Below are 12,270 nucleotides of genomic sequence, written 5' to 3'. Positions count from 1 at the left end.
GCAGAGCACCGGCGGCAGGTCGGCCGGCGGCCCGATCCGGTCCCGTCGGCACCCGCGCCGACGGTGGACCGCCACGGTACCGGTCACGTGCGATCAGTCCGCGACCTGCCGCTACGCTGCTCGAGGTCTGGCCGCGACCTACCGCTACGCTGCTCGAGGTCAGTCGAAGTCGGCGGTGCTCACCGGGCACACGGCGGAACGCGTGCACCAGCGGCACGCGGGGCCCGGCTCAAGGCGCAGCTGGTCGGCCGGCGGCGGCGCGTCGACCAGCTCCCCCGCGCGCTCGACCTTCGCGGCGACCGTGCGGGCGGCGGCCTCGAGGTGGTCCAACTCGATGTCCTCGTGCTCCCAGGACGCCTCATCGAGGTAGTAGGTCGCCACACGGAACGGCGCGACGCCGGTGGCCAGGGTCGCCAGCAGCGCGTAGAAGCGCATGTCGTGCAGGTGTCGGCCGCTGCGGCTGCCGGTCTTGAGGTCGACGAGCAGCACGCGGCGCTCGCGCGCGGTCGCGCGACCCAGCACCAGGTCGGGCACACCGCGCAGCATGACGGCGCCGTCCGCCAGCCGGACGGTGTAGGGCTTCTCCGCGCGCACCTCCGCCGACGAGGGCAGCACGGGGAACGACTCGCGGAAGGTGATGACCCGTTCGGTCACGGTGCCACGCAGGCTGTCGGCGGCGACGCCGCACAGGGCCGCAACGAACGCGGCGGCCGACCCGCGGTCGGTCGCGGTCTCCATCCAGACGTGGGTGACGAGTTCGGTGACGGGCCGCTGGAACCCGCCGGCGTGGTCGAGCTCGATCGCGCGGTGGGCGAGCTTGCCCGCCAGCAGCCGCTCGGACCACGTGAACGGCTGAGTCCGCAGGTCCAGGTAGCGGCCGTCACAGTCCAGCGCGTCGAGCGCTGTCTTGTTGACCCGCAGCGTCACGCCCTGCTCGAGGTGCCCTGCCGCGCGTTCGGCGGCGCGCTCGACTCGAACGCGCAGGCCCGGCACCCACGAGGGGTCCGGTGCCGGGCGTGGCTGGTGGACAGCGAGCAGGTCGTCCCACGCGCGCTGCTGCGTCGGTGTACGGATCACACCTGCGCAGCGTAGGCACTGCGCGGGCGGATCAGGCGGAACCGGTGCCGTTGCTGTGGATATCCCCGTTACGCGTGGTCGTGCCGGTGCCCGCACGGTCGCCGCTGCGCTCGATGTTGACGACCTCGACGTCGACCACCTCGTCCCGCCGCCGCGCCTGCGGTGGGCGGCGTCCCGCCGTGCCGCTCAGCGACGTCACGGTGAAGCGCGCACCGAGGCGCCGCTTGAGCGTCACTGCGATCACCGCGCGGATCGGAGGGATCATCAGCAGCAGGCCGACCGCGTCGGTGGCGAACCCCGGCGTGAGCAGCAGCGCACCGCCGAACAGCACCATGGCGCCCTCGAGCACCTCGTCGGCGGGAACGCGACCGCTGCGCAGCGCGTCCGTGAACCTGATCCACGCTCGCGTCCCTTCGCGCCGCACGAGCCAGGCACCCGCCAGCGAGACGGCCAGCAGCAGCAGGATGGTCGGCGCTGCACCGATGAGATCGCCGACCTGGATGATGATGGCGAGCTCGAGCAGCGGGACGACGATGAAGGCGACGACCAGGACCAGGCGCATCACGAGGCCTCCTGCTTGCGTCGCTCCTCAGCCCGCTCGACAGACTGGCGCAGCGCGGCCATGAGGTCGACGACCGGCGCCTCCTCCTCCGCCTCCTCGGTGACGGTGACCTCCTGGCCCTCGACCTTGGCCTCGACCGCCTCGTGCACCCGCTCGCGGTAGGTGTCGTGGTACTGCGTGGGGTCGAAGTCCTCGGTGAGGCTCGCGATGAGCTGCTTGGCCATCTCGACCTCCTTGTCGCGTGGCTCGGGCATCTCGTCGATGTCCACCTCGCCGAGGTCGAACGCGCGGATCTCGTCCGGCCAGTGCATGGTCTCGAGCACGAACAGCGGACCTGACGTGTCCTCGGCGTCATCATCGGACTCGTCGCGGACGCGGGGCCGGCCGGGGAGCAGGCGGAGCGTGGCCAGGTACTCCTTGTCGCGCAGGGTGATGCGGCACACCGCGACGCTGCCGCCGTCGGTCATCGCCTCGGCGAGCAGCGCGTAGGCCTTCGCGCCCGACGGCTCAGGCGCCAGGTAGTAGGTGCGGTCGAAGTAGATCGGGTCGATCTGCTCGAGCGGGACGAACTGCTCGATCTCGATGGACCTGCTGGACGCGGGCCGGAGGCTGTCGAGCTCGTCCTTGGTGAACACCACGTAGTGGTCGCGTGCGTACTCATAGCCCTTGACGATGTCGTCGTAGGAGACCTCCTCGTCGTCGGCCTTGGCGACGCGCTTGTAGGAGATCCGGCTGTGATCCGACTCGCGCAGCTGGTTGAAGCTCGGCGTGCGGTTCTCGGTCGCGCTGAACAGCTGTACCGGGATCGTGACCAGGCCGAACGACAGCGTGCCCTTCCACAGACTTCTCGGCATGTCACGCTCTTTCGCCGTAGATCGCCGGTACTGATGAGCATATGTCCGCCGACCGTGCGTGGCACCGGGTGTTCGCGCGGGACGTGCCGCGTCACAATGCGTGCATGCAGTTGCCTCGCCCCGCCCTGACGCGCCGTGGGTGACGGGCCGTTCACCCTGCCGTGGAATGCGCTGCCGCCGATGGAGCGGCGGCGGGACGCGTGGTATGCCGACATCGACGGGCGCGAGGTGCGGCTGACCAACCTCGACAAGGTGTTCTGGCCCGACGAGGGCTACACGAAGGGCGACGTCGTCGCCTACTACCTGACGGTCGCCGATGCGGTGCTGCCCTACGTCCGCGAGCGGCCGCTGACAATGAAGCGCATGCCCGACGGAGCGTTCGGCGACTTCTTCTACGCCAAGCAGGCACCGCCGCACACGCCGGAGTGGATCACCACCGCCCCGGTCGTCGCGATCAGGTCGAGCGCCCGCATCGACTACGTCGTGCCCACCGACCGCGCGAGCCTGGGCTGGCTGGCCAACCTCGGCTGCATCGAGCTGCACCCGTGGCACAGCCGGGTCACATCGCTCGGCGCTCCCGACTACGCCTTCTTCGACCTCGACCCCTTCGGCGTCGGCTTCCCGGTCGTGCGCGACGTGGCGCTGCACGTCCGGGCGATTCTGGAGCAGCTCGGGCTGCGTGGGTACGCACGGACCTCGGGGGCCACTGGCATGCAGGTCTACCTACCGCTCGATCCGGTGCACGCCTACGGCGACGTCCGCGCCTTTGTCGAGCGCTGCTGCGCCCTGATCAACCGCGCCGACCCCGCGCGGACGACCATGGTGTGGGACGTCGACCGACGCGACGGCAAGGTGTTCCTGGATCACAACATGAACACCGAGGGCCGCAACATCGCGGCGACGTGGAGCCTGCGGCCCGAGCCCCATGCACCCGTGGCCACGCCCCTGACGTGGGACGAGGTCGCCGGAGACGTCGTGCCGCAGGACTTCACCATCGCCACCTTCGGGCCGCACCTGGCACTGCGCAGCGAGCTGTTCGCGCCCGTGCTCGCGGGCGGACAACGGCTCGAGTCGGCCATGGCCGCGCTGGGTCTGCCCCCGCCAGGCCCCGTCGAGCCACACCACCGCCTCGCGACGCCCAGGGAAGAGGCGGCCGCCGAGGATGGGGACGCATCTGAGGAGCCGGGTGACCTCGCGCCCTACGCGGCGATCCGCGACTTCGAGCGGACCCCGGAGCCGAGCGGCGACGAGCCCGAGACCGACGAGGCGCGCGGCCCGCGATTCGTGATCCAGCACCACCTGGCCTCCCGCCTGCACCACGACCTGCGACTCGAGCGGGGCGGGACGCTGCGGTCGTGGGCGGTGCCCAAGGGCCTGCCCCTCGTCCGCGGTGAGCCCCACCTCGCGGTGCAGACCGAGGACCACCCGATGAAGTACCTCGACTTCTCGGGTGAGATCCCCGCCGGCGAGTACGGCGCGGGGTCGATGCGCATCTGGGACACCGGTGACTACGACGTGCGGGAGTGGGCCGACGACAAGGTGACGTTCCGCCTCCACGGCCGCCGCCACCGCGGCGTATGGCATCTGTTCCGGCCGCGCGGCAACGAGGCGTCGCAGTGGCTGGTGTCGCGCATGGACGATGGGATCGACGTGCCGGCGCCGCCCGGGACCTACGCCCCGATGCTCGCAGCCACGCGCGACGCGGCGTTCGACGACCCACGGTGGACCTTCGAGATCAAGTGGGACGGCGTCCGGGCGATCGCGACGTGCACCCGGCCGGGGCTGGGCCGACCCCACGGCACCACGCTGCGGACCCGGCGCGGCAACGAGGTGGCCGCGACCTACCCCGACCTCGCAGGACTGTGGGAGCGGGTGCTCGCGTGGAGCGCCGTGCTCGACGGTGAGATCGTGGCGTTCGACCGCGAGGGCCGGCCGTCGTTCGAACGCCTGCAGCGGCGCATGAACATCCGAGACGAGCACATGGCGCGCCGGATGGCCCGCGAGATCCCCGTGACCTATGTGGCGTTCGACGTGCTCGCCGTCGACGGCGAGGACCTCACCGGCCTGGGCACCGAGCAACGACAGGCCAGGCTCGACGACCTGCTGGTCCCCGGCGGGCCACTGCGGCGCAGTGAGGTGCTCGGCAGCCAGGGCACCGCGGTGTTCGACGCTGCGACCCAGGCGCGTCTCGAGGGCATCGTGGGCAAGCGGACCGACGCGCCGTACCGACCGGGCCAGCGCAGCGCCGACTGGGTGAAGGTCAAGGTGCGCCACACCGTCGACGGCGTGATCGGTGGATGGCTGCCGAAGTCGGACTCCCCGAGCGGCACCGAGCCGTACAGTCTGCTCGTCGGGCTGTGGGACGGGCCGGACCTGCGCTGGGTCGCGCGGGTCGGGTCCGGGCTGACGGAGCGCGAGCGGGCGGAGCTTGCCTGGCGGTTCCGCGACCTCGCGGTCGACGACCGGCCGTTCCTGCCCGACGACGAGCTGTCGGCCGACGCGCACTGGGTCCGCCCCGAGCTGGTCTGCACCGTCGAGTACGGCGAGGTCACCGAGGCGCTGCGCCTGCGCGCACCGACCTACCTGGGCCGTCGCGACGACGTCCACCCTCGCCAGTGCCTGCTGACCGACCTCCCCCACCTGCCGTCCTGAACTGCGCGCGAACTTCGAGTGGGGCACAACGTCGCGCCCAACCCGAACTACCACCACCACCCCGAGCTTCGCTACACCACCCCGAACTTCGCTACACCCCGAACGTCGCAACACCGGCTTGGGCCCACGAACTTCGAGGTGGGGGCGACGGTTCGTGCAAGAGCCGAAGTCCTGCCCACACCCCAGCGTTGACGACACCACCCCGACATTGACGACACCTCTCAGGAGCGGGAGGCGTGAGTGCGTCGGACCGTGTCTGGTGCCGGGCCACGTCTGTCGCGTTAAGCGCGCCAGCGCAGCACCGTGAAGCCCTCGACAGCGGCCGATCCACGACCGCGCCCAGCGCCTCGTTCACCTCGCGCCTCAGCGGTTCGGGCTCCCACTCCCCGAGCTGGGACACATGGGCGCGCAGCGCCGCGAGCTTGACGACGAACGTCTCGCTGATGTCGACCACCGCGTCGCCGGTGCCGAACGTCATCATCCACAGCTCGGCGACGTCCCCTGGTTCGAGGCCCTCGTGAGCAGCGACGGGTCCCACAGCCTGGTCGAAGCCGCCGAGTTGACCGAGTGCAGCACCAGGTCGCCGACCGAACGGTGGTCCGGGGGTGATGTAGCCGTCGGATGACCATCGGGTGCTCGGATCGAGCGTGACGACGACCTCGGGACGGTGCCGGCGGATCGCGGCGGCGACGTCGCGTCGGGCGGGGATCGTCGGCTTCAGGTACCCGTCGGCGTACCCCAGGAACTTCGACATCTGTCACACCGAGTGACGCACAGGCGGCGGGCTGCTCGTCACGGCGCAGCACCGCCAGTCGGTCGCGCGTCATGTCCGGGTCCGCAGACCCCGACGTGCCGTCGGTGACCACGACGTAGCGCGTTGGCGTGCCCATGCGGACCCGTGGGCGAGATCGTGCCGCCCCCGAACTCGGCGTCGTCGGGATGGACCACCACCAGGGCACGGCTGAACGGTCGTACCGGGTCCCAGAGTTCGGCCACGCCGCCTCCTGCGTGGTGAACATGACGTCACGGACCACCCCGGCCGGGCGGTCGTGCCAGCCGCCACACTGTAGGCTGCAGTCGTGGATGCGAGCACCGCGCCCGTGATCGTGCCGGACCGGACCGAGGTGCCGGACGACCACGACGAACCGGACCTGCCGTGGAACGTGATCGTGTGGAACGACCCGGTCACGCTGATGTCCCACGTCGTCTACGTGCTGCGCAAGCTGTTCGGCTACGACGAGTCCACGGCGACGCGGCTGATGCTGCACGTCCACAACAACGGCAAGGCGGTCGTCGCCAGCGGACCGCGTGAGAAGAGCGAGTTCGACGTCCACCGCCTGCACGCCCACGGCCTGCAGGCCACGCTGCAGCGCGAATAGGGACGCCTCGGGGACGTGCGCCGGTTCCGCAGGACCTCCGACGGTCACGTGCAGCTGCGGCTGCCGGCGACCGAGCGCGCGCTGCTGAGCTCGCTGCTGCCGCAGCTGCTGGCCGTCATCGACGGCGAGGAGGGCGTGGAGCACCTCCGCGAGCGCCTGTTCCCCGCGGCCTACATCGAGCCCGAGCGCGAGGCCGAGTTCCGTCGCCTCGTGGGCGACGACCTGGTCGACCAGCGCCGCGCGGCGCTCGACGACGTCGTGACCACGCTGGACGCCGGCCGTGCGCGAGGACGCACCTGGCTGGTCAACCTCGACGAGGACCAGGTGCAGTCCTGGCTGGCCGTGCTGCACGACCTGCGGTTGGTGCTCGCGCAGGTCGTCGGCATCCGTACCGAGAGCGACTGGAACATCGACCGCGAGACCGCGGAGCCCGCCGAGATCGTGCTGTGGCACGTCGGTGCACTCCAGGAGGAGCTGCTCGACCTGCTGCTCGGCGGCCTCGACGCCTGAGGCGTGGGACCGGTCCTGCGCAGGCCGTAGGCTGGGCCCGTCATGGCAACCCGTCTCAGCGCCGGCGCGCGGCGCGCACAGCTCGAGCGCATCGCCGGTCGCATGTTCGCCGACTACGGCTACCACGGCGTCTCGATGGAGCAGCTCGCCGACGCTGCCGGGGTCAGCAAGCCCGTGCTGTACCAGCACTTCCCGTCGAAGCGCGACCTGTACCTTGCGCTGGTACGCGACGCCGTCCGCGAGATGGAGAGCCACGTGCGCGCGGCACTCGAGGGGACCACGGACAACCGCGCGCGCGTGGAAGGCGCCACCGCCGCGTACTTCGCGTTCGTCGACGATCCGCGGTTCCGGCTCGTTTTCTCGGCCGAGCGGTCCGACGACGAAGTGCATGACGAGGTCAGCGCCGCGCACCGGCGTGTCACTCACGTGGTCGCCGACCTGATCTCGGAGGACGCCGGCCTGGATCGGGCAAGCGCACTGTTCCTCGCCGCGGCCCTGCGCGGGCTGGCGACCGACGGGGCACGCTGGTGGTCCGAGCACTACGACGTCGACCGCGGCGAAGCGGCGCGGCTGGCTGCGCAGTTGGCCTGGCGCGGCCTGGGCTCGTTCGGTCCGCGACACGACCACGACGGTCGGTCCGACCAGGAGGCCCGGACCGCCTAGAACGCGCGCTGGCAAGCTCGCTCCCACCCTCGGCGATCGCGTCGACGGTGCACTCGGCGCGTCATGCGGGCCCAGGCCGTCGGGAGCGACTGTGCACTGCCCGCGATCGGGTGGCTGGCCAGGCCGGTCGCGGTGTGGGCGGGCGGACGTCGAGCACGCGGATCCCCCTGCGGCGGGGCCTCCCGCGTGAGCCCGGCGTCGAAGCCGGTCAGCGCGGTCCTGCTGGCGCAGTGGGCGCCAGGCCCGGCATCGGCCGCTCGGGGACCACGGCAGAGTTGCTGGCGATCACGCCCCTCACCGATCTCGACCGAGGGCGCCCTGCGCATGACGTCCCCAGCTTGGACGGGGGCGTAGCAGCATCGGCACGGACGTGTCAGCATGAGCAGGTTCCTCGCGTGTCGCTGGACAGGTCGGCGAGGACGCCGGAGGTCGACCACCCGCGCAGTGCTGACGACGAGGTCGACCCCGCCGGTGGCGCCAACGACCAGGAACGACCAGGCGCCAACGACCAGGAGACGACCAGGATGGGCGCGTCTGCGAGGTCGATGGCGGCGATGACGTCCTCCTGGATCGCGGGCTGCCGAACCACCGTGCCACGCCGTCGGGCCTGGACGCCGCTCGGGGTGGGCGTTGCTACGCTGGGTACAGGTCGTGTGGACGCCTCACCGTCCTGCGGACACCGGCTGTGCCCCGCCACGACCCCGCCCGCTCGGGCTCGGCGCATCTACGGCTGTCGCCGGCACGACGCGGCGACCCATGAGCCATCCGCGGCCGGCGTTGTCGCGGCCGGGAGGATATGTGAACTCGTGACCACCGATGTACGTTCGTTCGAGGACCTGGGAGTCGACACCGTCGTCGTCAAGGCGCTGGCCGATGCCGGCATCACCGCGCCCTTCCCGATCCAGGAGCTGTCCCTGCCGATGGCCCTCGCCGGCGCCGACCTGATCGGCCAGGCCCGCACCGGCACAGGCAAGACGCTGGCCTTCGGCATCCCGCTCGTGCAGCGGGTCGACCCCGATGCCGGGCACATCCAGGCGCTGGTGATCGTGCCGACGCGGGAGCTGTGCCTGCAGGTGCACGACGACCTGACGATCGCCGGCGCGACCCGCAACGTGCAGGCGGTCGCCGCGTACGGCGGGCGTGCGATCGACCCGCAGTCCGAGGCGATCGCGGCGGGTGCCTCCATCGTCGTGGGCACCCCGGGGCGCCTGCTCGACCTGTGCCGCCGGCGCCTGCTGGACCTGTCGGATGTCTCGGCGCTCGTCCTGGACGAGGCCGACGAGATGCTCGACATGGGGTTCCTGCCCGATGTCGAGCAGCTGATTGAGCGATGCCCAGTCGACCGACAGACGCTGCTGTTCAGCGCGACCATGCCGTCGGAGGTCGTCAAGCTGGCACGTCGCTACATGGACAAGCCGACGTTCATGCGCACCGACGTCGAGCAGCAGCAGCGCCTGGCGCCCAGGACCCGGCAGCACTTCTTCGCCTGCCACCGCCTGGACAAGCCCGCCGTGGTCGCGCGGATCCTCGCCGCACCGGGGCGTGGGCGGACTCTGATCTTCACTCGCACCAAGCGCATGGCCGACGTGCTGGCGTCCGAGCTGCGAGACCGGAAGATCGACGCGGGCGTCATCCACTCGGACCTACGGCAGGACGCCCGCGAACGCGCACTGGTGAAGTTCCGCAAGGGGACGGTCGACGTGCTGTGCGCGACCGAGGTCGCCGCTCGTGGCCTCGACATCGACGACGTCACCCACGTCATCAACTACGACTGCCCCGACGACGAGCGCATGTACCTGCATCGCATCGGCCGGACCGGCCGTGCCGGCGCGGACGGCGTCGCCGTCACGCTGGCCGTGTGGAACGAGCTCGCGCGACTCGACATGATCAAGCGCGCACTCGACATCGACCGGCCGACCGAGGAGGTGCTGTCGACGTCGCCGATCCTCGACGACCTGTTCGGAACCGTGGCCACCACCGCGCGCACCGGTGGGGGGCGGGGCGAGGCCGACGGCAAGGCAAGGCAACGTGACCGTGCTCGCACCACGACCCGCGACACCGGTCGTGAAGCCAGCGCGTCCGTGTCCGACAAGGACACCGACGGGCCCACAACGCCCGGACCTGCCACCCGGCCCGACCCCCGACCACGCACACGCCGGCGTCGGCGCCGCCGCACGCTCACCGGCACCGCGGCGCGCGGTCAGCGTGACGCGACGCCCGGCGGAGGCGACGACGCGTCGGCCGACGGCGCCGCAACCGCGACGGGAGACGCCTCGGCGGCGACGAAGGACAGCCCGACGACGGAAACAGGTTCCGATTCGACGACGACCGACGCCGACGGCCGGGACGGCTCGACCACGGAGGGGGACCGGCAGCAGAAGCGCGGCGACCAGACCGGTGCGTCGACGGGCGGTGGCGCAACCGGCGCGAGGAGCGGGCGGTCCTCCCGCGGGTCCCGGGGGTCGCGGCGGCGCCGCTCCGGCCGCGGTGACCGGCGGTCGGGCCGGGACGACAGCCGTCGTGCCACCGAGGACGACCGGGCGGACGGAGGGCGCGAGAAGCCGGCCCCGGTGACGATGGGCGGCGATCCGCGTGGCGACGGCCGGCCGACGCTGAACCGACCGCTGCGCATCACCCACCTGCCCTGATCCGCGGACGGGCCCCGACGGCAGTCGGCCTCGTCCGCCGCGTAGCACACGCGGAGCCATGCCATGCATGCGCACGACGGGCAGCGCGCGAGCATGTGGTGGTCACGCCACGGCACCACCAGCGCGAACGGCAGGCAGGCGAGCAGCAGCCGGGTCGGACCGACGCCGCGGCTGTTCGAGCAGCGCGCACACTCCACCGTGCACACCAGCCACCGGCCCCTGCCCCGCGTCCATCGGCGGCGCCGGTGCATACCGCGCGCCGACCGTCGTGACGGCCGCGCGCCTCGGGGGTGGCATCCGGTGTGCTGATGCGATCGAACCCACTCATCGGCGCGCCCCCTCGGCTGCACGCCGGACGTCGTCAGGGACGGGCACGCCCACGAGCTCTGCGGCGATCACCCGGTAGGCGGCGGCACCGGGCACCCGCCCCGCGTAGGACAGGATGGACCGTCCGGCGTGGGGCGCCTCGGCGAACCGGACGCTGGCGCGCACCGGGACCCCGAGCAGGGGCATGTCGTAGCGCGAGGCGACGTCGGCGATCACGGCGGCGCCGTGCCTCGTCCGGCTGTCGTACATCGTCGCCACGAAGCCGGCGATCCGCAGGTCCCGGTTCGTCAGTTGCCGTACGTCCGCGACCGTCTCGAGCAGTTGGGCGACCCCGCGGTGCGCCAGCGTCTCGCACTGCACCGGGACGAGCAGCCGATCCGCCGCCGTCAGGCCGTTCAGGGTGAGGACGCCCAGCGACGGCGGGCAGTCGATCAACACGACGTCATAGGTCTCGCGCAGCGGCACCAGCGCGCGGCGCAACCGGAACTCACGCCCGGCGCGGCTGGCCAGCGTGACCTCCGTGCCAGCGAGGTCGCTGTTGGAGACCGCGACGTCGGTCTCGGCGTGCTGGTGGATGACGTGCTCGATCGGCTCGCTGCGCCCCAGGACGTCATGCATCGTCGGCGCGAGCTGCTCGGCGTCGTACCCCAGGCTGAACGTCAGCGCGGACTGGGGGTCGAGGTCGATGGCGAGGACGGCGAGGTCAAGGTCGGTCAGCGCCGCAGCGAGCGACACGACGGTGGTCGTCTTCGCCACGCCGCCCTTCTGGTTGGCGACAGCGTACACGGTCGCGGTCACGCCCTGGGCTCCTGTCGTCGTGTGGGCGGATCGCCGCCATCACACCATTGCGGGCGACGCTGGTCCAACGCATCGAGGCACGAACACATGTTCAACCATGTGTATACATACGACTACCTTTAGTATGATCTGCGCCATCTTCCTCAAGAGGCGGGGCGAGCGACCGATGTCGACACCACGTCGCTACCCGATCGCACTCGGAGCATGGAGATGTCCGACAACACGTCACTGACGACCGACAGCAGCAACGAGCTTGGGCGCCGAGGACGAGCTCCTCGAGCTGCTGCAGATCACCATCGACGAGCTGCGCGCCCACCGTGCCGCGGCGGCCAATGCGACCCTGCTGCACCTCGACCACCCGCTGCCCGGGACCGAGTCGTCGGAACCCGGCCTGGCCCGTCCGCCTCGGGGAGCGCGACCGCGACCGCCGCCCCGGAGGACCGCCATCGAGCGCAACGTCAACGTCGGCAACCTGCAGGATCCTCATGATGCGCACCGCGGTGGCCGCGCATGGCCGCGCCGGTGCCGGTGCCACATCACCCCGTCGCCACGACGTGTGGAGATCGAGCGGGGACGACGTGACACGACGCGCATGCCACGAGTTGTGACGGCACCGTTCACCGGGCGGCCTACATGCGTGTGACCATCCCGCGACGACTGGGCGACGCCCGGCGTGCGACCGCGCCTTCGCCGCGTCGAAACCCGGCGGATGACGTGCGGCCGGAGCTCGACCTGCCGAACAAACCCGTCTCAGAGCGTGTTGTCCACTCCTCCCACCGCGGTGACCTGTGGCCACCGGG

The 12,270-nt window shown here is 71.5% G+C and carries 11 protein-coding genes; 6 read left to right on the top strand and 5 right to left on the bottom strand.

Annotated features, from left to right (window positions below):
* Positions 1-159: 159 nt before the first annotated feature.
* From VK923_00055 to VK923_00045, 3 genes are read right to left on the bottom strand one after another with little or no spacing between them, the layout of a single operon-like run.
* Positions 160-1,077 carry a PD-(D/E)XK nuclease family protein gene (locus VK923_00055; protein ID HSJ43060.1) on the bottom strand — a complete coding sequence of 306 codons (918 nt, stop codon included), beginning with the start codon at positions 1,075-1,077 and terminating at the stop codon, positions 160-162.
* Between the two features lie 31 nt (positions 1,078-1,108).
* The gene (locus VK923_00050) at positions 1,109-1,639 is read right to left on the bottom strand and encodes an FxsA family protein (protein ID HSJ43059.1); all 531 of its coding nucleotides are present in this window, start codon (positions 1,637-1,639) and stop codon (positions 1,109-1,111) included.
* On the bottom strand, positions 1,639-2,493 hold the full coding sequence (locus tag VK923_00045; protein HSJ43058.1) for a Ku protein: 855 nt from the start codon (positions 2,491-2,493) through the stop codon (positions 1,639-1,641). Before VK923_00045 ends, VK923_00050 begins: the two co-directional genes overlap by 1 nt.
* Before the next feature lie 135 nt (positions 2,494-2,628).
* Between VK923_00045 and ligD the strand changes: the two genes are divergently transcribed.
* Complete coding sequence (gene ligD, locus VK923_00040) at positions 2,629-5,145, top strand: non-homologous end-joining DNA ligase (GenBank protein ID HSJ43057.1); 2,517 nt, start codon at positions 2,629-2,631, stop codon at positions 5,143-5,145.
* A 91-nt stretch (positions 5,146-5,236) separates the two neighbouring features.
* Here the strand turns inward: ligD and VK923_00035 are convergent, their stop codons facing one another.
* Positions 5,237-5,899 (bottom strand): hypothetical protein, encoded by a 663-nt coding sequence (locus VK923_00035; protein HSJ43056.1) that lies wholly within the window; start codon positions 5,897-5,899, stop codon positions 5,237-5,239.
* 325 nt (positions 5,900-6,224) lie between these two features.
* On the opposite strand from VK923_00035, the gene clpS reads away from it, so the two are divergent.
* The 4 genes from clpS (at position 6,225) to VK923_00015 (ending at position 10,345) form a co-directional block, all read left to right on the top strand.
* Positions 6,225-6,524, top strand: coding sequence for an ATP-dependent Clp protease adapter ClpS (gene clpS, locus VK923_00030; protein ID HSJ43055.1), 300 nt, complete (start codon positions 6,225-6,227; stop codon positions 6,522-6,524).
* A gap of 48 nt (positions 6,525-6,572) precedes the next feature.
* On the top strand, positions 6,573-7,034 hold the full coding sequence (locus VK923_00025) for a DUF2017 family protein (protein HSJ43054.1): 462 nt from the start codon (positions 6,573-6,575) through the stop codon (positions 7,032-7,034).
* A gap of 42 nt (positions 7,035-7,076) precedes the next feature.
* Positions 7,077-7,697, top strand: coding sequence for a TetR/AcrR family transcriptional regulator (locus VK923_00020; GenBank protein HSJ43053.1), 621 nt, complete (start codon positions 7,077-7,079; stop codon positions 7,695-7,697).
* An 806-nt stretch (positions 7,698-8,503) separates the two neighbouring features.
* Positions 8,504-10,345: a DEAD/DEAH box helicase gene (locus VK923_00015; GenBank protein ID HSJ43052.1), complete on the top strand. Its 1,842-nt coding sequence runs from the start codon at positions 8,504-8,506 to the stop codon at positions 10,343-10,345.
* A 324-nt stretch (positions 10,346-10,669) separates the two neighbouring features.
* Here VK923_00015 and VK923_00010 read toward each other — a convergent pair whose 3' ends face one another.
* Positions 10,670-11,470: an AAA family ATPase gene (locus VK923_00010; protein ID HSJ43051.1), complete on the bottom strand. Its 801-nt coding sequence runs from the start codon at positions 11,468-11,470 to the stop codon at positions 10,670-10,672.
* A gap of 253 nt (positions 11,471-11,723) precedes the next feature.
* Between VK923_00010 and VK923_00005 the strand changes: the two genes are divergently transcribed.
* A complete protein-coding gene (locus VK923_00005; GenBank protein HSJ43050.1) occupies positions 11,724-12,113 on the top strand; it encodes a hypothetical protein in 390 nt (129 codons plus the stop codon).
* Positions 12,114-12,270: the final 157 nt, after the last annotated feature.

It is taken from the genome of Euzebyales bacterium, assembly GCA_035461305.1.
Taxonomy (GTDB): domain Bacteria; phylum Actinomycetota; class Nitriliruptoria; order Euzebyales; family JAHELV01; genus JAHELV01.
Note: the sequence above shows the minus strand (reverse complement) of the source record. Positions and strands in the feature narration are given on the sequence as shown.

Coding starts and splice junctions, on each gene's coding strand:
- VK923_00050 (HSJ43059.1), bottom strand. CDS start 1,639: ATGCGCCTGGTCCTGGTCGTCGCCTTCATCGTCGTCCCGCTGCTCGAG.
- VK923_00045 (HSJ43058.1), bottom strand. CDS start 2,493: ATGCCGAGAAGTCTGTGGAAGGGCACGCTGTCGTTCGGCCTGGTCACG.
- VK923_00035 (HSJ43056.1), bottom strand. CDS start 5,899: ATGTCGAAGTTCCTGGGGTACGCCGACGGGTACCTGAAGCCGACGATC.
- VK923_00020 (HSJ43053.1), top strand. CDS start 7,077: ATGGCAACCCGTCTCAGCGCCGGCGCGCGGCGCGCACAGCTCGAGCGC.